This is a genomic window from Dactylosporangium sp. NPDC005572 (assembly GCF_040605515.1).
Taxonomy (GTDB): domain Bacteria; phylum Actinomycetota; class Actinomycetes; order Mycobacteriales; family Micromonosporaceae; genus Dactylosporangium.
The window spans coordinates 1-25,370 of the sequence record NZ_JBEXCY010000167.1 but is presented as its reverse complement, the minus strand read 5'-3'; the positions used below and the strand labels follow the sequence as shown (position 1 = coordinate 25,370).

At 73.5% G+C, this 25,370-nt stretch carries 27 protein-coding genes and 1 tRNA gene; 21 read left to right on the top strand and 7 right to left on the bottom strand.

From position 1 onward, the window contains the following. From ABZS66_RS46040 to ABZS66_RS46030, 3 genes are all read left to right on the top strand, one after another. Positions 1–1,426: TRCF domain-containing protein (locus ABZS66_RS46040; protein WP_354769371.1), on the top strand; the 1,426-nt coding region annotated here is incomplete at its 5' end. A 19-nt stretch (positions 1,427–1,445) separates the two neighbouring features. After that, positions 1,446–2,192, top strand: coding sequence for a hypothetical protein (locus tag ABZS66_RS46035; RefSeq protein WP_354769370.1), 747 nt, complete (start codon positions 1,446–1,448; stop codon positions 2,190–2,192). A gap of 5 nt (positions 2,193–2,197) precedes the next feature. Then, positions 2,198–3,139: a MazG family protein gene (locus ABZS66_RS46030; protein ID WP_354769369.1), complete on the top strand. Its 942-nt coding sequence runs from the start codon at positions 2,198–2,200 to the stop codon at positions 3,137–3,139. A 3-nt stretch (positions 3,140–3,142) separates the two neighbouring features. Here ABZS66_RS46030 and ABZS66_RS46025 read toward each other — a convergent pair whose 3' ends face one another. Beyond that, on the bottom strand, positions 3,143–3,925 hold the full coding sequence (locus tag ABZS66_RS46025; RefSeq protein WP_354769368.1) for a patatin-like phospholipase family protein: 783 nt from the start codon (positions 3,923–3,925) through the stop codon (positions 3,143–3,145). Further along, positions 3,811–4,776, bottom strand: a complete 966-nt coding sequence (locus tag ABZS66_RS46020) for a DMT family transporter (RefSeq protein ID WP_354769367.1) — start codon at positions 4,774–4,776, stop codon at positions 3,811–3,813. Before ABZS66_RS46020 ends, ABZS66_RS46025 begins: the two co-directional genes overlap by 115 nt. Positions 4,777–4,844: 68 nt before the next feature. Here ABZS66_RS46020 and ABZS66_RS46015 point away from each other — a divergent pair, with 68 nt between their 5' ends. From ABZS66_RS46015 to ABZS66_RS45995, 5 genes are all read left to right on the top strand, one after another. Beyond that, positions 4,845–6,215 carry a PLP-dependent aminotransferase family protein gene (locus ABZS66_RS46015; protein WP_354769366.1) on the top strand — a complete coding sequence of 457 codons (1,371 nt, stop codon included), beginning with the start codon at positions 4,845–4,847 and terminating at the stop codon, positions 6,213–6,215. A 16-nt stretch (positions 6,216–6,231) separates the two neighbouring features. After that, the gene (locus ABZS66_RS46010) at positions 6,232–7,845 is read left to right on the top strand and encodes a DUF885 domain-containing protein (RefSeq protein WP_354769365.1); all 1,614 of its coding nucleotides are present in this window, start codon (positions 6,232–6,234) and stop codon (positions 7,843–7,845) included. Positions 7,846–7,969: 124 nt separating this feature from the next. Beyond that, positions 7,970–9,247: a phosphopyruvate hydratase gene (eno, locus tag ABZS66_RS46005; RefSeq protein ID WP_354769364.1), complete on the top strand. Its 1,278-nt coding sequence runs from the start codon at positions 7,970–7,972 to the stop codon at positions 9,245–9,247. A 72-nt stretch (positions 9,248–9,319) separates the two neighbouring features. After that, positions 9,320–9,844 carry a septum formation initiator family protein gene (locus ABZS66_RS46000; protein ID WP_354769363.1) on the top strand — a complete coding sequence of 175 codons (525 nt, stop codon included), beginning with the start codon at positions 9,320–9,322 and terminating at the stop codon, positions 9,842–9,844. After that, positions 9,841–10,356 carry a DUF501 domain-containing protein gene (locus ABZS66_RS45995; RefSeq protein ID WP_354769362.1) on the top strand — a complete coding sequence of 172 codons (516 nt, stop codon included), beginning with the start codon at positions 9,841–9,843 and terminating at the stop codon, positions 10,354–10,356. Before ABZS66_RS46000 ends, ABZS66_RS45995 begins: the two co-directional genes overlap by 4 nt. Here ABZS66_RS45995 and ABZS66_RS45990 read toward each other — a convergent pair. From ABZS66_RS45990 to ABZS66_RS45980, 3 genes are read right to left on the bottom strand one after another with little or no spacing between them, the layout of a single operon-like run. Continuing rightward, positions 10,333–11,277: an aminoglycoside phosphotransferase family protein gene (locus ABZS66_RS45990; protein WP_354769361.1), complete on the bottom strand. Its 945-nt coding sequence runs from the start codon at positions 11,275–11,277 to the stop codon at positions 10,333–10,335. The genes ABZS66_RS45995 and ABZS66_RS45990 overlap by 24 nt on opposite strands. Before the next feature lie 14 nt (positions 11,278–11,291). After that, positions 11,292–12,014 (bottom strand): hypothetical protein, encoded by a 723-nt coding sequence (locus tag ABZS66_RS45985; RefSeq protein ID WP_354769360.1) that lies wholly within the window; start codon positions 12,012–12,014, stop codon positions 11,292–11,294. Between the two features lie 42 nt (positions 12,015–12,056). Continuing rightward, positions 12,057–12,545 carry a cellulose binding domain-containing protein gene (locus ABZS66_RS45980; RefSeq protein ID WP_354769359.1) on the bottom strand — a complete coding sequence of 163 codons (489 nt, stop codon included), beginning with the start codon at positions 12,543–12,545 and terminating at the stop codon, positions 12,057–12,059. A gap of 24 nt (positions 12,546–12,569) precedes the next feature. Between ABZS66_RS45980 and ABZS66_RS45975 the strand changes: the two genes are divergently transcribed. After that, positions 12,570–13,073: an amino-acid N-acetyltransferase gene (locus tag ABZS66_RS45975; protein ID WP_238012633.1), complete on the top strand. Its 504-nt coding sequence runs from the start codon at positions 12,570–12,572 to the stop codon at positions 13,071–13,073. A 20-nt stretch (positions 13,074–13,093) separates the two neighbouring features. Further along, a complete protein-coding gene (locus ABZS66_RS45970; protein WP_354769372.1) occupies positions 13,094–13,993 on the top strand; it encodes a Ppx/GppA phosphatase family protein in 900 nt (299 codons plus the stop codon). Between the two features lie 50 nt (positions 13,994–14,043). On the opposite strand, the gene ABZS66_RS45965 is transcribed toward ABZS66_RS45970, so the two are convergent. After that, positions 14,044–14,466 carry a hypothetical protein gene (locus ABZS66_RS45965; RefSeq protein WP_354769358.1) on the bottom strand — a complete coding sequence of 141 codons (423 nt, stop codon included), beginning with the start codon at positions 14,464–14,466 and terminating at the stop codon, positions 14,044–14,046. Positions 14,467–14,622: 156 nt separating this feature from the next. Here ABZS66_RS45965 and ABZS66_RS45960 point away from each other — a divergent pair, with 156 nt between their 5' ends. The 10 genes from ABZS66_RS45960 to ABZS66_RS45915 all read left to right on the top strand — a co-directional run bounded on the left by ABZS66_RS45960 (position 14,623) and on the right by ABZS66_RS45915 (position 23,306). Continuing rightward, a complete protein-coding gene (locus tag ABZS66_RS45960; protein WP_354769357.1) occupies positions 14,623–15,297 on the top strand; it encodes a hypothetical protein in 675 nt (224 codons plus the stop codon). Between the two features lie 102 nt (positions 15,298–15,399). Next, positions 15,400–15,723: a PadR family transcriptional regulator gene (locus tag ABZS66_RS45955; protein WP_354769356.1), complete on the top strand. Its 324-nt coding sequence runs from the start codon at positions 15,400–15,402 to the stop codon at positions 15,721–15,723. Positions 15,724–15,803: 80 nt separating this feature from the next. Continuing rightward, positions 15,804–16,763 carry a hypothetical protein gene (locus tag ABZS66_RS45950; RefSeq protein WP_354769355.1) on the top strand — a complete coding sequence of 320 codons (960 nt, stop codon included), beginning with the start codon at positions 15,804–15,806 and terminating at the stop codon, positions 16,761–16,763. Between the two features lie 148 nt (positions 16,764–16,911). Further along, on the top strand, positions 16,912–17,601 hold the full coding sequence (locus ABZS66_RS45945) for a uracil-DNA glycosylase (RefSeq protein ID WP_354769354.1): 690 nt from the start codon (positions 16,912–16,914) through the stop codon (positions 17,599–17,601). 13 nt (positions 17,602–17,614) lie between these two features. Then, the gene (locus tag ABZS66_RS45940) at positions 17,615–18,322 is read left to right on the top strand and encodes a DUF4129 domain-containing protein (RefSeq protein WP_354769353.1); all 708 of its coding nucleotides are present in this window, start codon (positions 17,615–17,617) and stop codon (positions 18,320–18,322) included. Continuing rightward, on the top strand, positions 18,312–18,959 hold the full coding sequence (locus ABZS66_RS45935; RefSeq protein WP_354769352.1) for a hypothetical protein: 648 nt from the start codon (positions 18,312–18,314) through the stop codon (positions 18,957–18,959). The genes ABZS66_RS45940 and ABZS66_RS45935 overlap by 11 nt, the downstream gene beginning before the upstream one ends. Then, entirely contained in the window at positions 18,956–19,945 is a 990-nt protein-coding gene (locus ABZS66_RS45930) for a MoxR family ATPase (protein WP_354769351.1), read from the top strand. The genes ABZS66_RS45935 and ABZS66_RS45930 overlap by 4 nt, the downstream gene beginning before the upstream one ends. Then, positions 19,938–21,266, top strand: coding sequence for a DUF58 domain-containing protein (locus ABZS66_RS45925; RefSeq protein ID WP_354769350.1), 1,329 nt, complete (start codon positions 19,938–19,940; stop codon positions 21,264–21,266). Before ABZS66_RS45930 ends, ABZS66_RS45925 begins: the two co-directional genes overlap by 8 nt. Beyond that, on the top strand, positions 21,263–21,835 hold the full coding sequence (locus ABZS66_RS45920) for a hypothetical protein (RefSeq protein WP_354769349.1): 573 nt from the start codon (positions 21,263–21,265) through the stop codon (positions 21,833–21,835). Before ABZS66_RS45925 ends, ABZS66_RS45920 begins: the two co-directional genes overlap by 4 nt. A gap of 112 nt (positions 21,836–21,947) precedes the next feature. Next, positions 21,948–23,306, top strand: a complete 1,359-nt coding sequence (locus ABZS66_RS45915) for an NAD(P)/FAD-dependent oxidoreductase (RefSeq protein ID WP_354769348.1) — start codon at positions 21,948–21,950, stop codon at positions 23,304–23,306. Here ABZS66_RS45915 and ABZS66_RS45910 read toward each other — a convergent pair. Further along, entirely contained in the window at positions 23,303–24,979 is a 1,677-nt protein-coding gene (locus ABZS66_RS45910; protein ID WP_354769347.1) for a hypothetical protein, read from the bottom strand. The two genes, ABZS66_RS45915 and ABZS66_RS45910, sit on opposite strands and share 4 nt — an antisense overlap. A gap of 186 nt (positions 24,980–25,165) precedes the next feature. On the opposite strand from ABZS66_RS45910, the gene ABZS66_RS45905 reads away from it, so the two are divergent. Then, positions 25,166–25,246 (top strand) — tRNA-Leu (locus tag ABZS66_RS45905). The last annotated feature ends 124 nt before the right edge of the window (positions 25,247–25,370 follow it).

Genomic DNA, 25,370 nt, shown 5'->3' with positions numbered 1-25,370 from the left:
CCAGTTCCCGGTGGAGGTCCGCCAGCTGTCGCGGTTCCAGACCCCGACCGAGACGAAGGTCACCATGGAGAAGGTGACCGACGGCACCGTCGACATCGTGATCGGCACCCACCGGCTGCTGCAGACGGCGACCCGGTTCAAGCAGCTCGGGCTGGTGATCGTCGACGAGGAGCAGCGCTTCGGCGTCGAGCACAAGGAGTTCCTCAAGCAGCTGCGCGCCTCGGTCGACGTGCTGACGATGTCGGCCACGCCGATCCCGCGCACGCTGGAGATGGCGATCACCGGCATCCGCGAGATGTCGACGATCGCCACCCCGCCGGAGGAGCGCCACCCGGTGCTCACCTTCGTCGGCGCGCAGGACGACAAGCAGGTCGCCGCCGCGATCCACCGCGAGCTGCTGCGCGACGGCCAGGTCTTCTACCTGCACAACCGGGTCGAGTCGATCGAGCGGGCCGCGCGGAAGCTGCGCGAGCTGGTCCCAGAGGCGCGGGTCGCGGTCGCGCACGGCCAGATGGGCGAGGAGGCCCTGGAGAAGATCATGGTCGGCTTCTGGGAGAAGGAGTACGACGTCCTCGTCTGCACCACGATCGTCGAGAGCGGCATCGACATCCCCAACGCCAACACCCTGATCGTCGAGCGGGCCGACCTGCTCGGCCTGGCCCAGCTGCACCAGATCCGCGGCCGGGTCGGCCGGGGCCGGGAGCGCGCCTACGCCTACTTCCTCTACCCGCCGGACAAGCCGCTCACCGAGCACGCCCACGAGCGGCTGGCCACCATCGCGCAGCACACCGAGCTCGGCGCGGGCATGTATGTCGCGATGAAGGACCTGGAGATCCGCGGCGCCGGCAACCTGCTCGGCGGCGAGCAGTCCGGGCACATCGAGGGCGTCGGCTTCGACCTGTACGTGCGGATGGTCGGCGAGGCGGTCCAGCAGTTCAAGGGTGAGCGGCCGGAGGAGGAGGAGCCCGACGTCAAGATCGACCTGCCGGTCGACGCGCACCTCCCGCTGGAGTACATCGGCGCCGAGCGCCTGCGCCTGGAGATCTACCGCAAGATCGCCGGCGCGAAGGACGACGCCGCCCTCGACGAGATCGTCGCCGAGATGAAGGACCGCTACGGCGAGCCGCCGGAGCCGGTGGCCAACCTGCTGGCGGTCGCTCGGTTCCGGTTCCTCGCCCGCTCGTTCGGCCTGACCGACGTGTCGCTGCAGGGCAGACATGTCCGGTTCGCGCCGCTGCCGCTGCCCGACTCGAAGCAGCTGCGGCTCAAGCGGCTCTACCCCGAGTCGGTCTACAAGGCGGCGGCCGACACGGTCTCGCTGCCCCGCCCGTCCACCCGGCGGGTCGGCGGCGAGCCGATGCGGGACACGCAGCTGCTCGAATGGGCGGGTGAACTCCTCACAACTGTCCTCGGCGACAAGCGTTGAGCAGGCGATGGTGGGCACCATGCGTGCTCACCGTCTCGTATCGCTCGCCGTGCTCGCGCTGCTGGTCGCGCTCGCGGGCTGCCGCTCCAACCCGTCCGTCGCGGCCTACCTCGGCGACCGCACGATCACGGTCGCCGAGGTCGACGGGATCGTCAGCGGGGTGAACGCCGTCGGTGAGGAGCGCCTGGCCGCCCGCCAGGCGCTGCTCGACGCGCTCCGGGCCGGCACCGCGGTCGGCGAGCCGCCCCCGGAGGCCACGCTGCCCCTGGTGCACACGGACGCGGCCCAGGTGGTGTCGCTCATGGCGCTGCGGCAGGTGGGGGAGCGACTGCTCAGCGAGCGCGGCCTGCCCACCGCGCCCCGGGCGTCCGAGGTGTTCGAGGCGATCTTCGGGCTGCCGGCGTCGGACCCGTACGTGCGGCTGTGGCTCGACTACTGGCAGGTGGTCCAGCCGATCGTCGCCGCGCAGCCCGAGCGGCCGCTGACGGACGACGAGGCCGGCCGCTTCTACGCCGCCCTCACCGACGCGGGCCAGGTGCCGGGCGGGGTCGGGTACGACGAGATGATCGCGGACCTCAAGCGGTACCCCGCCTTCGGGGCGGCGGCGAGCGCCCAGGAGGCCCTCGCCGCGGCCGCGTCCGGCGTCACGATCAACCCGCGATACGGTGGGCTGGTGCTGCCGGCGATCCTGAGCCTGCCGAGCGGCCCGGTCCCGATTGACATCCCCTTCCCCGACGACGGGAAGGTGCCCGTGGAGGAGGCCTGAGGTCCGTGTCGGGCAGGGTGGTGCTGCTGGTGACGTCGCCCCGGCTGCCGGCCGGGGTGCTGACCGCGCAGGCGTGGGACCTGGTGCGCGCCCACCCGGTCTACGCGGGCGCCGACTCCGAACAGGCCGAAGCGCTACGGGCGGCGGGCGCCACGGTCTCGGTCGTCGCGGCGACCGCGGACGTGCTGATCACGGCGCTGGCCGAGCACGGCACGATCGTGTGGCTCGCCGCACCCGACGGCGACGAGCGGCTGGCCCGCGAGCTGGGCCTGCGGCTGGCCCGCGAGCCCGGCCTGGCCGAACTGGAGCTGCTCTACGGCTCGTGGGACCCGCCCGGCGCCCGCCTCCTCGACGCGGTCACGGTCATGGACCGGCTCATGCACCCGTCGGAGGGCGACCCGTGGAAGCGGGCCCAGACCCACCACAGCCTGGCGCCGTTCCTGCTGGAGGAGGCGTACGAGCTCTACGACGCCATCCGCGACGACGACGCCGAGGCGGTCCGCGAGGAGCTCGGCGACGTCCTGCTCCAGGTCGTGCTGCACGCCCGCCTGGGCGAGGAGACGGCCGGCTTCACCATCGACGACGTGGCCGGCGACCTGGTCGCCAAGCTGATCCGCCGCAACCCGCACGTCTTCGCCGGCGCCGAGGTCGGCGGCATCGACGACATCATCGCCAACTGGGAACAGATCAAGAAGGCCGAGAAGTCCCGCGCCTCCGCGGTCGACGGCGTGGCCCTCTCCCAGCCGGCCCTGTCCCTGGCGGCCAAGCTCCTGCACCGCGTCGCCCGAGCGAACCTGGACGTCCCGCTCCCACCCCCGGACACCCTGGGCGGCGCCCTGTTCGCCCTGGTGGCCCGCGCCCAGGCCGAGGACGGCGACGCCGAGGCGGCACTGCGCGCCGCGGCCCTGTCCTACCTGGACGACGTCCGCCGCGTGGAGCGCTCGTAGGGCTCAGAGCCGCATGGTGCGGGCCTGGGCCTCGCCGGCCTGGAGGGTGGCCGGCCAGCGGGTGGCGTCGAAGACGTTGCCGCCGATGGCCTCCGTCGCCTCCGCCGACGGTTCGATCAGCGTGAACGACGGGTCGACCGGCTCGTGCTGGAGCATCGGCATGCGCGGGGCCAGGACGTACACCGTGTCGTGGCCCGCCGCCAGGTCCGCGTTCGTGCGGGAGCGGACGCCGCCGTCCATGTAGCGGCTGCCGTTCACCGGGATCGGCGGGAAGATGCACGGCACCGCGCAGCTGGCGGCGACCGCGGCCGCGAGCGGCACGCCCGACGCCGCCGTCCAGCGGACCGGCTCGCCGGTGTGGACGTCGACGGCCGTCACCAGCAGGCGCGCCGGCCACGACGTGATCGGCAGGCGGCGGGCGAACGCCGCCAGCCACGGGTCGGGCGGCCCCACCTCGGCCTCCAGCGCGACCGCCCCGATCCGCCGGCGCATCTCGGCCGGGCTGAGCGACGCGTCCTGCAGCAGGCCGAACGCGACGGCCCCGCGGTTCCAGTCGGCGTGCAGCGGCGGGTCGCCGGGGCCGAGCGGCGCCTCGATGGCGGCCGCGGTGCGCGGGTCGCGGAACGCGCCGATGAGGGCGCCGGTCATCGCGCCGGCCGAGGTGCCGACGATCAGGTCGGCGCCGCCGAGGTCGAGGCCCCGGTCGTGCAGGCCGATGAGGACTCCGAGTTGCCAGGCGACGCCGGTGATGCCGCCGGCGCCGAGGACGAGCGCGGTGCTTGCCATGGTTCCTGCTTAACACGGCGGGCCACGACGAACAGGCCCGAGCCGACCAGCAGGACCCCGGCCACCCGCGGCAGGTCGGGCCGGGTGCCGTCCACGATGGACACTGTGAGCAGGGCGAACACGGGCACCAGGCCGACGAACAGCCCGGCCCGGTCGACCCCGAGCCCGGCCACCGCGGCGTACCAGCAGACGAACGCGACGACCGTCAGCACGAGCCCCAGGAACGCGATCGCGGTGGCCTCCTCCCCGGTCGGCATCCGCGGGCGCTCCCCGGTGACCGGGACGAGCAGCAGCAGGATCGGTACCGCGAGCAGCGTGCTCCACGCCGACACCCGCACCGGCCCGAGCCGCGGCAGCAGCGGCGCCGCCAGCAGCGAGAACGCCGACTCGCAGGCCAGCACGCCGAGCGCCGCCCACAGCCCCACCGGGTCGGCGTGGCCGAAGCCCTCGACGAGCCCGGCCCCGAGCACCACCACGCCCGCCGCCAGCAGCAGCCGCCGCGACGGCCGCCGGCGCTCCTGGAGCGGCCCGAGCAGCGCCAGCACCAGCGGGCTCACCCCGACGATCGTGCCGATCACCGCCGGGTCCGCGTGGCGGAGCGCGACGAGCAGCAGCACGTTGAACACCACGAGGCCGGTCGCCGCGACCGCCGCCAGCCGCACGAACTCGCGCCCGGTCGGCAGGCGTCGCTCCGCGGTGATCAGCAACGCGAACAGCGCGAGCGCGGCCAGGGCGTAGCGCAGCGCCTGCCCGGTGAGGATCGGATAAGCGACGATCGATCGGCTCACGGTGAACGAACTGCCGAGCAGCGCGCAGGTGAGCACGCAGTACGCGGTGTGGCGGCGGGTCATGCGGCCGAACTTACGGCGGCCAGTGGTCCACGCTACAGTGCCACCGAACCCTGCTTTTGGAGGACCAATTGTCGGTCTGGGAGGCGCTGGTCGAGCTCGACCGCAACCGGCCCCGGGTCGGTGACCAGCTGGTCGGCGCGCTGCGCGACGCGATCAGCCGGGGCCGGCTCGCGCCCGGCACCCGGCTGCCCTCCACCCGCGACCTGGCCGCCGACCTCGGGGTGTCCCGGGGGCTGGTCGTCGGCGCCTACGAGCAGCTCACCGCCGAGGGGCGGCTGGTCACCCGGCGCGGGTCGGGCACGGTGGTGGCGGCGGTCGCCACGGCGGTACCGAGGCAGCCGGAAAGCCGGCCGGAGCAGACCACGGCGGTGGCCCCGCTGCGCCCGGGCGTGCCCGACCTCGGCATGTTCCCGCGCACGGCGTGGCGGCGCGCCTACGAGACGGCGCTGACCGGTGCGCTCGACGCCGACTTCGACTACGGGGACGCGGTGGGCGTGCCGCGGCTGCGCCGGGAGCTGGCCGGCTACCTCGGCCGGGTGCGGGCCGCGCTGGTGCCGGCCGAGGGCCTCATCGTCACCGCGGGCGTCACCCAGGCCCTCGCCCTCGTCGCCCGGGCGCTGGTGGCCCGCGGGGTCCGGCGGATCGCGTTCGAGGACCCCGGCTCCGCCGCGCTGCGCGACCACCTGGGGCGGCTCGGGCTGGAGGTGGTGCCGATCCCGGTCGACGAGGACGGCCTCGACGTGCGCGCGCTGAGCCGCACGCGGACCAAGGCGGTGCTGCTCACCCCGGCCCACCAGTTCCCGACCGGGGTGGTGCTCGCCCCGCACCGGCGGGCCGAGCTGCTCGGCTGGGCGCGGCGGGTCGACGGGCTGATCGTCGAGGACGACTACGACGCCGAGTACCGCTACGACCGCGAGCCGGTCGCCTGCCTGCAGGGCCTCGCCCCGGACCGGGTCGCCCTGGTCGGCTCGGTGAGCAAGGTGCTCGCGCCCGGCCTGCGGCTCGGCTGGCTGGTGGCCCCGCCCACCTGGCTGCCCGAGCTGTGCGCGGCGAAGGCCGACGCCGACAACGGCGGCCCGGCCCTCCAGCAGCTCGCGTTCGCCGAGTTCCTGGCCGGCGGCGGCTACGACCGGCACCTGCGCCGGGCCCGCCGCCTGCACCGCGAGCGGCGCGACGCGATCGTCGCCGCGCTGCGCCGGCACCTGCCGAAGGCCCGCGTCGGCGGCATCGCGGCCGGCCTGCACCTGGTCGTCGAGCTGCCGCCCGGCGCCGACGACGTCGCCGTGGTGGAGCGCGCCGCCGCCGCGGGGCTCGGCCCGCTCGCGCTGTCGGCGCTGCGGATGCGCAAGCGCGGCCCGGCCGGGCTGGTCCTCGGGTACGCGGCGCACACCCCGCACGAGCTCACCCGCGCCGTGCGCACCCTCGCGACCCTCGTTTAGGCGATACGGTTTCGGGATGCCGCATGACTTCGTGCCACTCGCCGAGCACATCGCCGACGCGCTGCTGGAGGCCGACCCGCGGCTCGCGGCGTCGGCCGGCGACCACCGCTTCGACGACCGGCTGCCCGACTTCTCCGCTTCGGCGGTCGCCGGCGACGTGGAGATGCTGCGGGACGCCTCCGCCGCGCTGAGCCAGATCGACACCGACACGCTCGACGTGCAGGAGTCCGTCGACCACGCCGTCCTCCTGGCCCGCGTGGAGCGGATGCTCTTCGAGCGGACCGAGGTGCGCGAGCACGAGTGGAACCCTCTGGCGTACAACCCGGGCGCGCTGCTGCACGGGCTGATCGCGCGGCCGTTCGCGCCCGCCGAGGAGCGTCTGGTGTCCCTGGCGTCGAGGCTTTCGGCGGTACCCGATTCGCTGGCAACGGCGAGAGAGGTCCTGCGGGACCTGCCGCGGGTGCACGTCGAGACGGCGATAGGGCAGTTCGCGGGCACCGCCCGCCTGGTCCGTGACGAGCTGGGCGAGCTGCTCAAGGAGGCGCCCGGGCTGGCCGAGGTGATCCGGCCGCTGCAGGAGCGGGCGGCCGGCGAGCTCGACGCGTTCGCGGCATGGCTCGGCGACCGGCTCGACACCGCCGAGCGCGACCCCCGCCTGGGCCGCCGCCTGTGGGAGGCCCGCCTGTGGCACACCCTGGACACCGAGCTGTCCGCGGCGACGGTCCTCGCCCGCGCCGAGGCGAACGTCGCCCGGGTCGGCGCCGAGCTGCGCGCGGCCGCGGCCGAGCTGACCGGCGGCCCGGAGACGGACGACACGGTCCGCGAGGCGTTCGCGCGGCTGGCCGCCGACGTCCCCGACAACGACACGATCGTGGAGCTGGCCAAGGTCTCCCTCGACGAGGCGACCGAGTTCGTCCGCGCCAACGACCTGGTCTCCCTCATCGACGACCCGCTGGTCATCATGGAGATGCCGGAGTTCGCGCGGGGCGTCGCGGTGGCGTACTGCGACCCGCCCGGCATGCTGGAGCCGGCCGACCTGCCGACGTTCTTCTGCATCTCGCCGACCCCGGCCGACTGGGCCGCGGAGCGGGTCTCGTCGTTCTACCGCGAGTACAACGCCCACATGCTGCGCGACCTGACCGTCCACGAGGCGACCCCGGGCCACTTCCTCCAGCTCGCCCACGCCCGCCGCTTCCGCGGCCGCACCCGGGCCCGGGCGATCGGCTGGTCGGGCCCGTTCGTGGAGGGCTGGGCGGTGTACGCCGAGGAGCTGATGGCGGCCCACGGCTTCGGCGGCCTGCCGGTGCGCCTGCAGCAGCTGAAGATGCAGCTCCGGATGACCATCAACGCGATCATCGACCAGCGCATCCACTGCGACGGCATGCCGGAGCAGGAGGCGATGGCGCTGATGATGGAGGCCGGCTTCCAGGAGGAGGGCGAGGCGGCCGGCAAGTGGCGCCGGGCGCTGCTGAGCTCGACCCAGCTCTCGACGTACTTCGTGGGCTACACCGAGGTGAGCGAGGTCGCCCGGGCCCGCCCGGCCGGCGTCTCGCCGCGCGACTGGCACGACCGCATGCTGGCGCACGGCTCCCCACCCCCGCGTCACCTCCACACCCTGCTGGGCCGGTAGCCCCGGGTCAGCCCGCGGTGCAGTCCGGGGAGGGTGGCGTTCGCCCGAACGGCCGAACGATAGGCTCAGGTTGCCGCACCGTGGCGGTCGGAAACACCGTTCCAACGTAGGGGGTTCCACGACAGTGGCCACTATTGAAGCTATCGGCGCCCGGGAGATCCTGGACTCGCGCGGCAACCCGACCGTCGAGGTCGAGGTCGCGCTGGACGACGGCACGCTCGCCCGCGCGGCCGTGCCCTCGGGCGCGTCGACCGGCGCGTTCGAGGCCAACGAGCTGCGTGACGGCGACAGCAAGCGCTACCTCGGCAAGGGTGTCGAGAAGGCCGTCGAGAACGTCAACGAGCGCATCTCCGAGGCCGTCCTCGGCATCGACGCCAGCGAGCAGCGGCTCGTCGACCAGGCCATGCTCGACCTCGACGGCACGCCGGAGAAGTCCGAGCTCGGCGCCAACGCCATCCTGGGCGTCTCGCTCGCGGTCGCCAAGGCGGCCGCCGACTCGGCCGGCCTGAGCCTGTACCGGTACCTCGGCGGGCCCAACGCCCACCTGCTGCCGGTGCCGATGATGAACATCCTCAACGGCGGCGCGCACGCGGACTCCAACGTCGACATCCAGGAGTTCATGATCGCGCCGATCGGCGCGCCGACGTTCCGTGAGGCGCTGCGCACCGGCGCCGAGGTGTACCACACGCTCAAGTCGGTGCTGAAGAAGAAGGGCCTGGCCACCGGCCTCGGCGACGAGGGCGGCTTCGCCCCCAGCCTGCCGACCAACGCGGCCGCGCTCGACCTGATCGCCGAGGCCGTCGAGAAGGCCGGCTACTCGCTCGGCAGCGACATCGTGCTCGCGCTCGACGTGGCGGCCACCGAGTTCTACAAGGACGGCGGCTACCAGTTCGAGGGCGCCGGGAAGTCGTCCGACGAGATGATCGCGTACTACACGCAGCTCGTCGACGCGTACCCGATCGTGTCCATCGAGGACCCGCTGTCCGAGGAGGACTGGGACGGCTGGAAGGCGATGACCGACGCGCTCGGCAGCCGCATCCAGATCGTCGGCGACGACCTGTTCGTCACCAACCCGCAGCGCATCGCCCGGGGCGTCGCCACCGGCACGGCCAACGCGGTGCTGGTGAAGGTGAACCAGATCGGCTCGCTCACCGAGACGTTCGACGCCGTGGAGCTCGCGCACCGCGCCGGCTTCCGCACGATGATGAGCCACCGCTCGGGTGAGACCGAGGACACCACCATCGCCGACCTGGCGGTGGCCGTGGGCAGCGGCCAGATCAAGACCGGCGCGCCGGCCCGCTCCGAGCGGGTGGCGAAGTACAACCAGCTGCTGCGCATCGAGGACGAGCTCGACGACGCGGCGCGCTACGCCGGCCGCGGCGCGTTCCCGCGTTACCGTTAGGCAGCACAGCTCCCGGTGCCCGTCAGTCAAGCACGGGCGCCGGGAGTCACCCGGTAGGGGCAGGGGGAGGGCATGCAGCAGCGGACCAGGCCGGGCGGGCGCGGCCGGGAAGCCCCGCGCGCGCGTGCCGCCACCCGCCAGAACCGCCCGAATGCCCGCCCCACGGTCGCCCGCCGCGCGGTCTCGACCGGCGGCGCGGCGCTGCGCACGCGCGCCCCGCAGCCGCGCCGGTTCACCAGCCGGGCCGTGGTCCTGAGCCTGGTCCTGCTGGTCCTGCTGCTCGCCTACGCCTATCCGGTCCGGGTGTACCTCGCACAGGAGGCGGAGATCGCCGCCTACGAGCAGAGCCAGGAGCGGCAGGCGGCGAAGGTGGCGGACATGGCCGCCCGCGCCCGGAAGTGGGACGACCCGGAGTACGTGATCAGTCAGGCCCGCCAGCGGCTGCACATGGTGCTGCCGGGCGAGAAGCCGTACGTGGTGGTCGACCCGAGCCGGGCCCAGACCGCCGACCCGGCCGACGTGCCGGGCGCGGAGAAGGCGTCCCGGCCGTGGTACGGCAAGTTGTGGTCGAGCGTCGAGGCGGCGGACAAGCAGTGAGTGAACCCGAGAAGGCCACCGAGCAGGACCTGGCGGTGGTCGCGGCGCAGCTCGGCCGCGCGCCGCGGGGGACGCGCGCGGTCGCGCACCGGTGCCCCTGCGGGCTGCCCGACGTGGTGGAGACGACGCCGAGGCTGCCCGACGGCACGCCGTTCCCGACGCTGTACTACCTGACCTGCCCGCGGGCGGTCCACGAGTGCAGCCGGCTGGAGTCGGCCGGGCTCATGAAGACGATGAACGCCCGCCTCGCCGAGGACCCGGAGCTGGCGGCCGCCTACGAGCGGGCGCACCAGGAGTACCTCCGCCGCCGCGAGGAGATCGGGCACGTCCAGGAGATCGCGGGGGTGTCCGCGGGCGGCATGCCGACGCGGGTGAAGTGCCTGCACGTGCACCTCGGCCACGCGCTCGCGGCCGGGCCGGGGGTCAACCCGTTCGGCGACGAGACCCGGGAGCAGGCCGGCGAGTGGTGGGCCGCCGGGCCGTGCGTGTCACTCGATCCGGGCGACGACTGAGCGCAGGATCTCCCAGCCCTCGGCGTCGTCGGAGGTGCCGGTGTGCGGCCGGCGGAAGCGGCGGACCTCGACCGCGATGTCGGCGAGGGCCCAGCGCAGCTGGAAGAGCATGATCGTCGACGGGCGGACCAGGACGCCGGTCGCCTCGGCGTAGGCCGTGAAGATCGACCCGTCGCCCGGCTCGATGAGCCAGAGGTCGCGCTCCGGCGGCGAGATCAGCACGGTGTCCCAGTCGATGAGCCGCCAGCCGGTCGGCGTCCTCATCGTGTTCCCGGAGTGCGGCTCGCCGTGGGTGAGCACGGCCCGCACCGGCTCGGCGCGGCTCTCCAGGACGAGCTCGTCGTACCGCGCGAGCACCCGCCGCAGCGGCTCCCGGTGCGCGGCCAGCAGGTCGGCGGCGGCGGCCGCGTAGGGCCCGCAGTCCGGCCCGGGCCGCTTCAGCGCCTGCTCCACCTCGTCGCGGTGGGGCACCGCGAAGTCGTCGGCCCGCGCGTGGCGGCGCACGACCGGCGGGGCCGTGTGCAGCTGGATGATCATGTCGAGGGTGGCCTGCCGGTGCTCGGGCCCGGCGAACGCGTTCCACTCGAAGCTGGTGCCGTCGACGTACGGGTAGACGGTGATCGCGAACGGCCCGTGCGTCAGCATCGTCTCGTGGTGCAGGGTGGGCACCGGCGCGACCGCGAAGGTGTGGCCGGTCGCCTGGAGGTCGGCCGCGACGGCGAGGGAGGCGCGCAGCCGGTCCGGGTCGGCCGGCTCGTCGACGGTGACGAACCACCGGGAGCCCGACGTGTCGACGAGCTCCCAGTGGTGGCTGCCGAAGCCGACCGGCTGGTAGGTGAGCGACTTCACCGTGAGCCCCCACTCGTGGACGAGCAGTGACGCGAGCGCGTCATCAGGGAGCCCCCGGGGTGGTGTCAGCACCCCGACAAACTACGTCACTTACCCGTCCCAGGCGGGGACGAGGCTTCGACGATCTTCGCGCCCTTCGGCGGTACGAACGCCTTCGGGTCGACGTCGCCGCTGAACTTCGTCAGCTCGACCCCGAGCGCCTTGTCGTCCGTCCCGACCCCCTTGAACCGCGTGAGCAGGCCGTTCTCGGCCACGCACACGTGGAACTCCTTGGCGGTGACGGCATTGGGGTCGTTGTCCCGCGGGATCCCCGTCACATCCAGACAGTCACTTTTCTGACCGGCGATGGTCGCGGTGTTCTGCGCGATTTTCACACCGGGCACGACCGCGGCGGCCGTCATCAGCCCGAGGGCCATCTCGGTGCTGATGAAGCCGCCGCCGGCCACCGCCGACAGGTAGGCGGACTGGTCGGCGGCCGACAGGCTGCCGGTCTGCACCGGGCTCTTCTGGCACACGACCTTGTTCGCCGGTCCGGTGCAGGAGTAGAGGGCGTCCTCGGTGAGGATGAAGCGGCCGTCCTTGCCGAGGTAGGCGGCCTTCGGCGGCTGCTGCACCACGGTCGTGGTCGTGCCGTCGTCGGTCTTGTACTCCGCGGTGAAGGTCAGCTGCGACGACTTGCCGAGCCGGTCGGCGAGATCGGTGATCGCCGAGACGTTGTCGACGGCCTGCTTGACCTGGTTGACGACGCCGCAGCCGAGCACGCCGGCACCGAGGACCGCCACCGCGCCCACTGTCAGGATCCGTTTCATGGGCACAATGTGGGGCCCCGCGGCCGGGCGTTCAACGAACTGTCAGCAGGGTGACCCGTTCACGGTGCAGCTCGTGGGCTGCGCCGCGTCACCCTTCGCCTCGAACCCCATCCGGATCGAGCCGCCGGCCTCGAGATACGTGTTCCAGGCCTGTGACCGCAGGACGAGCTCGCCGGTCTTGTTCTCGGCCTTGGCGCCCCACGTGGACAGGACGTCCACGCCCGGCGGGAGCTTCAGCTGTACCGTCCAGCCCGCCACCGGCTGCGAACCGAGGTTCGTCACGGTCACCTCGGCATTGAACCCGTCCTTCCATTTGCTGCGCACGGCGTAGCCCGCCTTCATCGAGCCGGCCTTGGCCGGGGCCACCGACGACGGCCTGCTCGCCGTCGGGGTCGCGTCCGCGGTGCGGGCCGCCTGTGTCGGTGGCGTCCCGCCGTCTTTCGTCAGGTACAGAACCGTCATCGTGCCGGCCGCCACCACCATCACCGCCGTGGTGAGCATCAGCACCCGGTCGCGTGTCAGATGCCACATCCCCGCGCCACTACCCTTACCGCCATGGAGGTAACCGTTCGGCGGGCGCGGACCGCCGACGTGCGGGGGATTCGGCGGCTGGTCGCGATGTACGTCGCCGACCGGCGCCTGCTGTCCAAACCCACGGTGACGCTGTACGAGACAGTCCAGGAATTCTGGGTGGCCGAGCGGGACACCGACGGCACCATCGTCGGCTGCGGCGCGCTGCACGTCATGTGGGAGGACCTCGCCGAGGTCCGCACCGTGGCGGTCGACCCGCTCACCCGCGGCCACAAGATCGGCCACCGCGTCGTCACCGAGCTGCTCGGCGCGGCCCGCGAGATCGGCGTGCGCAAGGTGTTCGTGCTGACCTTCGAGACCCGCTTCTTCGGCTCGTTCGGCTTCGTCCCGATCGACGGCACGCCGGTCACCCATCAGGTCTACGAGGAGCTGCTGCGCTCCTACGACGAGGGCGTCGCCGAGTTCCTCGACCTGGAGCGGGTCAAGCCCAACACCCTCGGCAACACGCGGATGCTGCTGCATTTGTAGGCTTTCGTGTTGTGAAGCGTGTGGCTGCCATCGACTGCGGGACCAACTCCGTCCGCCTCCTGATCGCCGACGCCGGGGCCGCGGGCCTGTCCGACGTCTCCCGCCAGATGCGGATCGTCCGGCTGGGCGAGGGCGTCGACAAGACCGGCCGGCTGTCGCCCGCGGCCATCGAGCGCACCCGGGTCGCCCTCGTCGGCTACGCCGCGGAGATCGCCGCCGCCGGCGTCGAGGCCGCCCGGATGGTCGCCACCAGCGCCTCCCGCGACGCCTCCAACGCCGCCGACTTCCGGTCGATGGTCCACCAGGTCCTCGGCTTCGACCCGGAGGTCATCACCGGCGACGAGGAGGCCCGCCTGTCGTTCGCCGGCGCCGTGCGGGGCCTGACCGCCGAGCCGCCCTACCTGGTCGTCGACATCGGCGGCGGCTCGACCGAGTTCGTCGTCGGCACCGCGGACGTCGACGCGGCGATCAGCGTCGACATCGGCTGCGTGCGGATGACCGAGCGCCACCTGCACGGCGACCCGCCGGCCCCGGAGCAGGTCGCGGCGGCCGAGGCCGATATCACCGCGGCCGTCGACCGGGCCCTCGCGGCCGTCGGCGGTCACCGGGCCCGCACGCTGGTCGGCCTGGCCGGGTCGGTGACGACGGTGACGGCGCTGGCGCTGGGCCTGCCGGAGTACGACCCGGCCCGGATCCACCGCGCCCGCATCTCCGCCGGCGACGTGGCGAAGGTGACGGCCGACCTGCTGGGCAAGACGGCCGAGCAGCGGCTGGCCACCCCGGTGATGCACCCGGGGCGGGCCGACGTCATCGGGGCGGGCGCCCTGATCCTGCGCACCATCGTGGACCGCTCGGGCGCCGACTCCGTGATCGCCTCGGAGTCGGACATCCTGGACGGGATCGCTTATTCACTCGCATAGCGGTCGGCGCAAACCCGCACGTAGCACTGTCGGATTTGCGTCAGCGCTGGTCAGCCGGTCCGGCGGACCTCGGCCCGGGACTGCTCGCGGGGGTCGGCCTCGTCGCGCGACCACCACCAGCCGTACGTGAGCACGCCGTCACTCGGCATGGTCACGATGATCTTGGCGGGCATCGGGCCCTCGTAGGCGTTGAAGACGCCCGGCTGGCTCTCCACGAAGCGGGTCACGCCGGGCAGCTCAAGGCAGGTGACGTGCAGTTCCAGGCGCCCGGCCTCGCTCGCGGTGAGGATCGTGTGCTCGACGTGCTGCAGTCCCTTACTGTCGCTGACCGCCTCGTAGTCCAGCGTGATGGCGTTTCCGCGCACCACCGAGGTCACCTTGATCCGGGCGACGAACGGCCCGGACTCCAGTCCGTCGCCGCGTCCGCGGTAGACACCGGGGGCTGCGGCGAGGCGCTTCAAGAGATCGGTCACGGCGCACACCGTAATACGACGACGCACGGTGCTGCGCACATCGGCCCTCTACCGCTATCGTGAGCCGTCTCCTTCGGGCATGTGGCCGGTTTGCCAAGGTCAGCCATCATTCAGCCCGTTAGGGTGATCTTTGCGGCATACCCCGGAAGGAAGCTCATGTCTGATCAGTACCCGCCGCCCGGCAGTTACCCGCCCCCCGGCGGCGGTGGCGGTTACCCGCCGCCCGGAGGTGGTGGCGGCTACCCGCCCCCCGGCGGCGGTGGCGGCTATCCGCCCCCCGGTGGCGGTGGCGGCTACCCGCCGCCCGGCGGTAACGACCCGTACGGGCAGCCCTCGTACGGCCCGCCCTCGTCGGGCGCGCCGTACAACGACCCGTCCTCGGGCGCGCCGTACGGCCCGCCGCCCGGCGGCGCGCCGTACGGTGCCCCGCCGCCCCCGCCGAAGAAGAGCAGCGCCGGCAAGATCATCCTGATCGTGCTCGGCGTCATCCTGGTGCTCGCCCTCGTCTGCTGCGGCGGCATCTTCTTCTTCGCGAAGGACACCTGGAACGACATCGTCAACAGCAGCGCCGCCAACGCGAAGGTCGGCGACTGCCTGGCCGGTGACGAGATCACCGAGACGGGCAGCAAGAGCGTCAGCGTCAAGATCGTGAAGTGTGACGACGCCGAGGCCCGGTACAAGGTCGTCGGCCTCAAGAGCGGCGTCCCGCAGTCCGAGGCCCTCAAGGCGCAGCCGACGGTGTGCGACGAGTTCACCGAGGCCAGCTACGTGCTGTGGCAGGGCACCGACGCCAGCAGCGGCGACGCCCTCTGCCTCACCGACGCCAAGTAGGACGACCGACGCCTTAGGCGGTCCGCGTGGGCGGGCCGCCTTTTGCGTGTCCACGTCCTCTGCACTTGATACTACTGTGCATTGCGCACTACTCTGCACGGCGTGGACACAACCCAGTTGCTCAAGGGTGTGCTCGACCTGGCTGTGCTCGCCGTGCTGCGCGACGAGGACGGCTACGGCTACGACATCCTGCGCCGGCTGCGCTCGGCCGGCCTCGACGACGTCGGCGACGCCTCGGTCTACGGCACACTCCGCCGGCTCTTCCAGGCCGGGATGCTCACGACGTACGTGGTGCCCAGCGAGGAGGGGCCGCACCGCAAGTACTACGCGCTCAACGCCGCCGGCCGCACCCAGCTCGGCGCCTCCAGCAAGGTCTGGCGGGGGTTCGCGCAGACCATGAACCAGCTGATCGGGGAGAGGGCATGACCGGTCCGGAGCGAAGCGGAGGGGCCGGGCACCGCGGGCCCGGTTTTGAAGGCATGGGACCGGAGCGAAGCGGAGGGCACATGACCGAGTCCGCGGCTCCCGGCAACCTGGAGATCGACTACTACCTCGAACGGGTCTCCGCGGCCCTGGCCGACCTGCCGGCGGAGGTGCGCGACGACCTCCTGGAGGACCTGCCGGCCCACTTCGCGGAGGTCCTGGCCGAGCAGGGCGGGTCGCTCGTGGACCGGCTGGGCCCGCCCGCCGCGTACGCGGCCGAGCTGCGGGCCGCCGCCGGCCTGGAGCCCGTCACCGGCGCCGCCGCGAGGGGCGGCCCCCTGGACCGGCTGGCGCCGCTCGTGACCCGGGTGGGGCGCTGGCTGTCGGTCGCCGACCGCCGGGTGGGGCAGCTCATCGGCTACCCACGGGCGTGGGACTTCCTGGTCCTGCTGCGCCCGGCGTGGTGGATCGCCCGGGCCGTCTGCGTCGTCGTGCTGATCTTCGCCGCCGACATCATCCCCACCGACCGCCTCGACGACCCGATCGGCTGGCTGGTCCTCGCGGTGGCGATCGTGATCTCGGTGCGGATGGGCGCGATCGGCCGCCCCCGCATCCCGCGCTGGCTGGGCTGGGTGGGCACGGCAATGGCCGTGGTCGGCGCGCTGGTCGTGCTGGCCGACTGGAGCGGCGTCTCCCGCGGGTACTCCGGCCCGGACTACTACGACCGCTGGTCGTACGTCACGGACGTCTTCCCGGTGGACAGCAGCGGCCGGCCGCTGCGCGACGTGAGCCTGTACGACCAGGACGGCAACCCGATCCAGCTCGGCGACTACTGGCGCTGCGCGAACGGCCCGGAGGGCCAGCCGCCCAGCTACCCGCTGTGCCGCGGCCCGCAGTTCCCGTCGCTGTCCCCGACGGACGCCCCGCCGGCGTCGGGGTCGCCCGCGCCGTCGGCGTCGGCATCACCGTCGGCGTCGGTCCAGCCGTCCGGGTCCGTGCCGCCGTCCGGGTCCCCTCAGCCGTCCGCGTCGCCCTCGGGCTGACTCGGGGGAGCGGGCCGGGCCGGCCCCGGGGGGTCGGTGGCCGCCCGGCCCGCTGTGCACCGCCGCTGGTCGATCCGCCCGCCGGGAAAAGGGGGTGGATCGACCAACGTCGGCGTGACCGCAACGCGTCTCGGTTAGCGTGTGCCCCGTGGACGCGCTCGACCGGCTCGACGCCGAGATCTCCCGCTGCCGCCTCTGCCCCCGGCTGGTGGCGTGGCGCGAGGAGGTCGCCGCGACCAAGCGCGCCGCCTTCCGCGACCAGACGTACTGGGGCCGCCCGGTCCCCGGCTTCGGCCCGCACGACGCCCGGATCGCCATCCTGGGCCTCGCACCGGCCGCCCACGGCGGCAACCGCACCGGCCGCATCTTCACCGGCGACCGCTCCGGCGACGTCCTGTTCGCCGCATTGCACCGGGCCGGCCTGGCCAACCAGCCGACCAGCACCGACCGTGACGACGGCCTCACGCTCACCGACACCCGGATCTTCGCGGCGGTGCGGTGCGCGCCGCCCGACAACAAGCCCACCCCGCAGGAGCGCGACACCTGCGCCCCCTTCCTGCACCGGGAGATGGGCCTCATCCGCCCCCACCTGCGCGTGGTCGTCGCGCTGGGCGGGTTCGCCTGGGCCGCGTTCTGGCCCGCGCTCAAGGCCGTCTACGGTGTAGCTCCGGCGCGGAAGGTGCCGTTCGGTCACGGCGTGCTGTGGCAGACCGAGGGTGCCCCCGCGTTGCTCGGTTGTTACCACGTGAGCCAGCAGAACACCTTTACCGGTCGGCTCACGCCAGGAATGCTGGACGAAATCCTCGCCCGGGCCAAGGCGTTGGCCGGGGCGAACTGAGCGACGGGATGTCATGGACCGCACCATCAGCCGCTGGTTGCCGGTGCTGGCCGTGGTCGCCGTGCTCGGCATCGCGATCGTGGCGGCGGCCCTGTCCTCGCCGGAGGTCACCAGCCTGCCGGTGCCCGAGCTGAACCCGACCGACGCGCCGACGGGCCTGCCGACCGCCGAGCCGAGCCTGATGCCGACCATGCCGTCCGGCGGCGGCGATCCGGGCTACACCCTGCCTGACTGGATCCTCTACGGCGTCACCGGCCTCTGCGGGGTCGTGGTGGTCGCGCTGGTGGCCGGCCTGATCTACATGTTCCTGCGCAACGCCGGTCCGAAGGCCAAGCCCCGCCTGTTCGTCGAGCCCGAGGCGCCCGCGCCGATGCGGGTCGACACCGGCGAGGAGGTCGTGGCCGCGGTCGACGCCGGCCTGGCCGAGCTGGCCGGCGCGGACGGCGACCCGCGGCGGGCGGTGATCGCCTGCTGGGTCCGGCTGGAGCGGGCCGCCGCCGCGGCCGGCACGCCCCGCCTGGTCGGCGACAGCCCGACCGAGCTGGTCACCCGGCTGCTGGAGGGGCACCGGGTGACCCGCCCGACCCTGGAGGGGCTCGCCGAGGTGTACCGCGAGGCCCGCTACGCCACCCACCCGGTCGACGAGCGGTCCCGCCGGGCCGCCGTCGACGCCCTCAGCCAGCTGCGCGCGGAACTGTCGGGGGTGGCGCATGGCGCGTGAGCGCGACGAGATGGTCGGCCTCGACGAGCTGTTCGACGCCGGCCGGGCGACCGTGCGGGCCGACGTCGCGCGCCCGGTGCGCCGCCCGTCCCGGCCGTTCGACTCCCGTTGGTGGATCCGCCGGCTGTTCGTGGCCGTCGCGCTGACCACCGTCGGGTGGGGCGTGCTCTGGGTGGCCGGCTACTCCGTCTCGTACCCGCTCGTCGTGCTCACCATCGTGGCCGTCCAGGTGCTGCGGGAGGTGCTCCAGCAGGTGCGCGCCGACGACCTGCCGGCCGAGGTCACCGGCAGGGGCCTGGAGCCCCAGCGGCCGCCGCAGCCGGCCGGCGAGCGGCCGCGGCTGCGGGACGCGGTGCCGCCCGCCGACGGCATCCGGCTGGCCGTCGGCAAGTGGGACGACCGCCTCATCTGGGGCGAGCGCGACCCCGGCCGGTTCGCCGCCCTCGTGGTGCCGCGGGTGACCGACCTCGTCAACGGCCGGCTGCGCCAGCGGCACGGCATCACCCTGACCAGCGCCCCCGAGCAGGCTCGCGAGCTCGTGGGCGAGGAGCTCTGGCAGTTGTTGCACTACACGCCGTCCCGCGTGCCGAGCCCGCGGGACGTAGCATCGATCGTCGCGAAGGTGGAGGCGCTATGAAGACGCTCGCACCGGCCGAGGTGGGCCGGATCGCCAAGGTGGTCCTGGACCAGGTCGGCACGGTGGTCGTCGGCAAGCGCGACGCCCTCGAACTGGTCCTGGCCGGGGTGCTCGCCGGCGGCCACGTGCTGCTGGAGGACCTGCCCGGCCTCGGCAAGACGCTGACCGCCCGGTCGTTCGCCCAGGCGCTCGGCATCGGGTTCCGCCGGCTCCAGTTCACCCCCGACCTGCTGCCGGCGGACGTCACCGGGTCGTTCCTGTACGACCAGCGGGCCCACGAGTTCACGTTCCGGGCCGGCCCGGTGTTCACCAACCTGCTGCTCGCCGACGAGATCAACCGCACGCCGCCGAAGACGCAGTCGGCGCTGCTGGAGGCGATGCAGGAGCGGCAGGTCTCCGTCGAGGGCGCGACCTACCGCCTCGACGCCCCGTTCCACGTGCTCGCCACCGCCAACCCGATCGAGTACGAGGGCACCTACCCGCTGCCCGAGGCCCAGCTCGACCGGTTCCTGCTGCGCGTGTCGTTCGGCTACCCGGAGGCCGACGAGGAGTGGGACGTCCTGCGCCGGCGCATGTCCCGCCGCCAGGAGGAGGCCAACCTGGAGCCGGTCGTCGACGCCGAGACGCTGCTGGCGATGCAGGGGGCGCTCGAGGACGTCGCCGTGGAGGACTCCATCGGGCGGTACATCGTCTCCCTCACCTCGGCGACCCGCGTCCACCCGCAGGTCCTCGTGGGCGCCTCGCCCCGCGGCTCGCTCGCGCTGCTGCTGCTCGCCCGGGCCGCCGCCGCGCTCAGCGGCCGCGACTATGTGGTGCCGGAGGACGTGAAGGCGGTCGCGGTCCCGGCCCTGGCGCACCGGATCACCCTGCGGCCGGAGATGTGGCTCAAGCGCATCGACCCCCGCTCGGTGGTGTCCGAGGTGCTGGCCCAGACGCCGGCACCGGCCAGCGGCGCGATGCCCACCTACGGCGGAAGGCATGGCTGACCCGTCCGCCCCCCGGTCCCACGCGCGGGCGTTCGAGCCGACCCGGGCGCTGGGCCGGGCCGTGCTGGTCAGCGGCGTGCTCGTGCTCGTCGCCGTGCTCACCGGCAGCTTCGACCTGGTGGTCCTGGCGGCGCCGTTCGCCATCGGCACCGCGGTCTCGCTCGTGCGCCGGCCGGGCCGTGCCCCGACGGTCGCGGTGACCGCCGCCGAGCCGTTCCTGGTCGAGGGCGGCGACCTCGACGTGCGCGTCGACGTCGGCAACCCCAACCCGGACGGCTTCGACCTGGTCGTGGTCCGCCTGCTGGTGCCGCAGTGGGTGCGCCTCAAGCACTCCGACCGGCCCTACGCGGTCGACGTGCAGGGCGGCACCATCGCCGGCGTCGACCTGGAGGGCCGGGTGCTGCGCTGGGGCCGGCACCCGCTCGGCCCGGTCACCGCCCATGCGGTCGCCGCCGACGGGCTGCTCATCAGCCGGCCGGTGCGGGCGCCCGAACTGCCCCTGAAGGCGTACGCGGCGATCGAGCACTTCGACGCCGCCGAGGCGATGCCGCGGGCCGCCGGCCATGTCGGCGGGCACCGCTCCCGCCGCACCGGCGAGGGCGGCGAGCTGGCCGGCGTGCGCCGGTTCGGCCCCGGCGACCGGCTGCGCCGCATCGACTGGCGGGTCTCGCTGCGCACCCGCGAGATCCACGTGGTCAGCACGTTGTCCGACCGCGACGCCGAGGTCGTCGTCCTCCTCGACGCCCTGCACGAGGCCGGCCGCTCCGGCGGCATCGAGGGCCGCGCGTCGGTGCTCGACACGACCGTGCGGGCCGCGGCCGGCATCGCCGAGCACTACCTGCACCGCGGCGACCGGGTGGCGCTGCTGCAGTACGGCGGGACCGTGCGGCACCTGCGCGCCGCGAGCGGCCGCCGCCACTACATGACGACGCTGGAGTGGCTGCTCGACGTGGGCCCGGCCGGCAACGCCGACGAGCCGCCGCCGTCGTCGTTCGGCCCGCACATGGTCCAGGGCAACGCGCTGGTGATGGTGCTCACCCCGCTGCTGGACATCCGCTCGGCGGCGATGCTCGCCAACCTGGCCCGGGCCGGCCGGTTCGTGGTCGCCGTCGACACCCTGGGCAATCCGGTACTGCCGAAGCGCTCGGCCGCCAAGTGGGGCGACATCCCGCAGCGGCTGTGGGCCCTGGAGCGCCAGAACATCATCGCCCAGCTGCGCGAGCACGGCGTCCCGGTGGTCGCCTGGGGCGGCGCCGGCAGCCTCGACGAGGTGCTGCGCGGCGTGGCCCGCGTGGCGGTCGGAAGAACGGTCACGGCATGATCGAAGAACTTCAGGAGTACATCCAGGGCCGGATCAACCGGGCCCGGGACGTGATCGAGCGGGCCTCCGCCGGCCCGGTGCTCATCCGCCTGACCGTCGCCGTGTTCGCGGCCCTGTCGATGGTGCTGGCGTTCCCCAGCCAGGTCACCGGCAACCTGGCCGCGATCGTCGTGGCCGGCGTGGTCGCGGTCCTGCCGGCGTTCTTCCCGCGCACCCGCCTGGTCGGCCTGGCCGTCCTGCTGTGCGCCTTCGGCTGGCTGCTCGGCACCATCGTCTACGACCAGCCCTCCGGCGTGACCCGGCTGATCGCGCTGTCGACCACGCTGTACCTCATGCACTCCCTCGCCGCCCTGGCCGCGGTGCTGCCGTACGACGCGGTGCTCTCGCCCGGCGTGCTCAGCGGCTGGCTGCTGCGGGCCGCGGGCGTCGTGGCCGCGAGCGCGATCGTCAGCGTCCTGCTGCTGGCGGTGGTGAAGCTGGTCGTCGGCCCGGCGTTCCTCGTCGCGTCGCTCGTCGGCGTGGTCGCCGTCGGCGTCCTGGTATGGCTCGTCGCGCGCCGCAGCGCCTAGACCGGGTCCAGAGACGTCCGTCCTGTGTGGTCGCGGTAACAGCCCTGGTAACGCCCGTTACATGTCTGTAGCCTGACTGCTCTCGGGCCATCGAAGTGGCTAGCGTTGACGCGTGGCTGCGAAGCGAATCCTGATCGTCGGCGCCGGGCACGTCGGGCTGTACGCCGCCCTCCGCCTGTCGAAGAAGCTCCACCTCCACGAGGCTGAGGTCACTGTCGTCGACCCCCAGCCGCACATGACGTACCAGCCGTTCCTGCCCGAGTCGGCGGCCGGCAACATCTCCCCGCGGCACACGGTCGTGCCGCTGCGCCGCGAGCTCAAGCGCTGCCACGTGCTGTCCGGCACGGTGACCAGCATCGAGCACGCGCGGAAGGTCGCGATCGTCCAGCCGATCATCGGCCCGGCCCGCGAGGTGCCGTACGACCACATCGTCGTCGCCCCCGGCTCGGTGTCCCGCACGCTGCCGATCCCCGGCCTGCGCGAGCAGGCGGTCGGCTTCAAGACCATCGGCGAGGCCATCTTCCTGCGCAACAGCGTCCTCGACCGGCTCGACGTGGCGGTCACCACGACCGACCCGGCGACCCGCCGGCGCGCGCTGACGTTCGTGTTCGTCGGCGGCGGCTACGCCGGCATCGAGGCGCTCGCCGAGATGGAGGACATGGTCCGCGGCGCCCTGCGGTACTACCCGGAGATCCCGACGGACGAGGTGCACTTCGTCCTCGTCGAGGCGGCCAACCGGATCCTGCCCGAGGTCGGCGCGGAGATGGGCGCCTACACGGTCGTCCAGCTCACGAAGCGCAACATCGACATCCGGCTGGGCACGCGGCTCGAGTCGTGCGTCGACGGGCTCGTCGAGCTCTCCGACGGCGACAGGTTCGAGGCCGACACCATCGTCTGGACCGCCGGCGTCAAGCCGCACCCGATGCTGGAGGACACCGACCTGCCGCGCAGCCCGCGCGGCGCGATCACCTGCAAGCCGACGCTCCAGGTGGTCGACCCCGACGGCAACGTGGTCGAGGGCGCCTGGAGCGCCGGCGACTGCGCCGCGGTGCCCGACCTGACCGCCGACGACCCGGCCACGCTGTGCTCGCCGAGCGCGCAGCACGCGGTGCGCCAGGCGTCGCGGCTGGCCGACAACATCGCGGCCGTGGTCCGCGGCCGCAGGCCGGTCGACTACAAGCACAAGCACGTCGGCTCGGTCGCCGGCCTCGGCCTCTACAAGGGCGCGGCGCGGGTCTACGGCGTGAAGGTGCGCGGGATCCCGGCGTGGTTCATGCACCGCACGTACCACCTGAGCCGCATCCCGACCCTGAACCGGAAGATCCGGGTGCTGGTCGACTGGACGCTCCAGCTCGTCCTGCGCCGCGAGGTCGTCGCGCTGGGCTCGCTGCACGAGCCGCGGGAGGCCTTCACCGAGGTCACCCAGCCGATCCCGCTGCCGGTCCGTTCCTCGGAGCGGCTGGCCGCCTAGGCGGAACCGGTGCGCCAGACCCAGACGTCGGCGACCCGCTCGCCCGGGCCGAGCAGCCCGTCCAGCGTCGCCTTCAGCGCGGCGTGGCCGGGCTGCCGGTCGGCGAGCACGAACGCCGAGGCACGCCAGTAGGCGATGTCCCGGCGCAGCGCCACCCGGTGCCCGTCGGTGAGGTCCGGCGCGGCGCCGGTCTGGGCCGCCCGCTTGAGCAGCTGGGCCGTCGGCCGGGGGTAGATCCCGACCGCGGCCCGGCCGTCGCGGCCGTAGGGCCCGATGAACCAGCCCTGCGGGGTGGCGAAGCCCACGCCGGTGGCGGCCGCCCAGCGCATCGCCTGCGGGTCCCTCGAGTCGGGCAGCGGCACCGGGACGATCGTGCCGCCCGCCGGGGCGAAGCTGCGCCAGTACCCCTCGGTGAAGAACCGCGGGGCGGCCGGCCGCTCCTGGGTGGGCAGCGGCACCGGGGCCAGCGGCGCCAGCGCGGCCACGACCGCGACCGGCACGAGCAGCCGCAGCGTCCCGGTCCGGGCGACGGCGGCGTCCACGACCCGGGCCAGGATGTAGGCCAGCAGCGGGATCGCGGCCAGCGCGAACCGGGTCGGCAGCGCCGAATCGACCACCGGCAGGCCGTCGAGCAGCGCGAACGGCCCCCACAGGTCGGTCTGCTCGCGGCCGGCCACGACCCGCGGCCCGAGCGCGAGCAGGCACAGCACCAGCGCCGTCACCGCCGCGGCCGGGACCGTCGGCCGGCGCCGGAGCCAGACCGCGCCGCCGGCCACGACCAGCAGGACCGGCCAGCCGAAGAAGGTGGTGTACTCCGCGGGGCCGCTCGCCAGCCGTTCGGCGCTGTCGTCGCCGGCCAGCGACAGCGGCGAGACGGCGGTGAAGGCGTGCAGGTCGGCCGAGTAGAACCGGGGCAGGAACACGCCGCCGTCGACCGACTGCGGGCCGTGGAACTGCAGCCACAGCGGGTACGCGAGCAGGAGCGTGGCGAGGGCGCCGCCGATCGCGAGCCCGGCCGCCAGGCGGGCCACCGGGGGCCGGCGCAGCAGCCAGAACGTCAGGCAGAACAGCGCGAGCCCGACCGCGGTGAGGAACAGCACCTCCTCCCCGACGAAGAACTGAGCCGTCACCAGCGCGCCGAGCAGCAGGCCGCGCCGGATCGTGCGGCCCGCGGCGGCGAGCGGATCGGTGGCCAGCCGCACCACGCACCACACGATCGGCGGCACCAGCCACGCGGCGGTGATGTGCAGGTGCCCGTTGGACTGCGACACCATCCCGGGCGCGAACCCGGCGAAGGCCCCGCCGACCAGCGCCGCCGGCCGGTGCAGGCCGGCGGTCCGGGCGAGCAGCAGGTACCAGCCCGTCCCCGTCGCCGCGAGGTTCACGGCGACGACGACGATGAAGGTGTACTGCGGGCCGAAGGCGAGCGTGACCGGCGCGAAGAGCAGCCCCAGGCCGACGAGTGACGCGTTGCACAGCAGGTTCACCCCGTCCGGGGCGTTCAGCATTCCGGTGACCAGCGAGAAGTCGCCGCGGTACGCTCGGGTGGCGTAGGCGAGGAACCACTCGTCGAGCGCCTGGTCGTTCGGGTTCAGCGCCAGCGCCCGGCGGGCCGGGTCGGGCCACAGGCCGCTGGTCAGCAGGGCGGCGGCCACCGCGAAGAGCAGTGCCACACCGGCGTCCATAGGCCATCGGCGCCGTTTGCGCAACGGCGGAGCGGTTGATGTTGATGACGCTGACGGCGCCACCACCGCCTCGTCGGTCTGTGGGCCGCTGGTCACCCGGACGACAGTAACGGCCGTCCCCTTGTCGGTGTTGATGGTTCGCCGGACGGGCTACCGTGAGAGCGCGTTTTCCCCGCCCGGGTGGTGGAACGGCAGACACGGCCGCCTTAAAAGCGGCTGCCGCGAGGCGTGCGGGTTCGACCCCCGCCCCGGGCACACCCCGCACCGGCACGTTGCGCTGTATGGTGCCCATTCGCGGTACGCTGGTCGTACTTGTGAATGCGACGCCCCTGGAGGCTGATCGTGCAGAGTTCCAACCCGGTGCTCACCCGCCTTGGTG

Coding starts and splice junctions, on each gene's coding strand:
- ABZS66_RS45960 (WP_354769357.1), top strand. CDS start 14,623: ATGTCTGATCAGTACCCGCCGCCCGGCAGTTACCCGCCCCCCGGCGGC.
- ABZS66_RS45920 (WP_354769349.1), top strand. CDS start 21,263: ATGATCGAAGAACTTCAGGAGTACATCCAGGGCCGGATCAACCGGGCC.
- ABZS66_RS46010 (WP_354769365.1), top strand. CDS start 6,232: ATGCCGCATGACTTCGTGCCACTCGCCGAGCACATCGCCGACGCGCTG.
- ABZS66_RS46035 (WP_354769370.1), top strand. CDS start 1,446: ATGCGTGCTCACCGTCTCGTATCGCTCGCCGTGCTCGCGCTGCTGGTC.
- ABZS66_RS45930 (WP_354769351.1), top strand. CDS start 18,956: ATGAAGACGCTCGCACCGGCCGAGGTGGGCCGGATCGCCAAGGTGGTC.
- ABZS66_RS45985 (WP_354769360.1), bottom strand. CDS start 12,014: ATGAAACGGATCCTGACAGTGGGCGCGGTGGCGGTCCTCGGTGCCGGC.
- ABZS66_RS46020 (WP_354769367.1), bottom strand. CDS start 4,776: ATGACCCGCCGCCACACCGCGTACTGCGTGCTCACCTGCGCGCTGCTC.
- ABZS66_RS45975 (WP_238012633.1), top strand. CDS start 12,570: ATGGAGGTAACCGTTCGGCGGGCGCGGACCGCCGACGTGCGGGGGATT.
- ABZS66_RS45940 (WP_354769353.1), top strand. CDS start 17,615: ATGGACCGCACCATCAGCCGCTGGTTGCCGGTGCTGGCCGTGGTCGCC.
- ABZS66_RS46000 (WP_354769363.1), top strand. CDS start 9,320: ATGCAGCAGCGGACCAGGCCGGGCGGGCGCGGCCGGGAAGCCCCGCGC.
- ABZS66_RS45980 (WP_354769359.1), bottom strand. CDS start 12,545: ATGTGGCATCTGACACGCGACCGGGTGCTGATGCTCACCACGGCGGTG.
- ABZS66_RS46025 (WP_354769368.1), bottom strand. CDS start 3,925: ATGGCAAGCACCGCGCTCGTCCTCGGCGCCGGCGGCATCACCGGCGTC.
- ABZS66_RS45950 (WP_354769355.1), top strand. CDS start 15,804: ATGACCGAGTCCGCGGCTCCCGGCAACCTGGAGATCGACTACTACCTC.
- ABZS66_RS45935 (WP_354769352.1), top strand. CDS start 18,312: ATGGCGCGTGAGCGCGACGAGATGGTCGGCCTCGACGAGCTGTTCGAC.
- ABZS66_RS45925 (WP_354769350.1), top strand. CDS start 19,938: ATGGCTGACCCGTCCGCCCCCCGGTCCCACGCGCGGGCGTTCGAGCCG.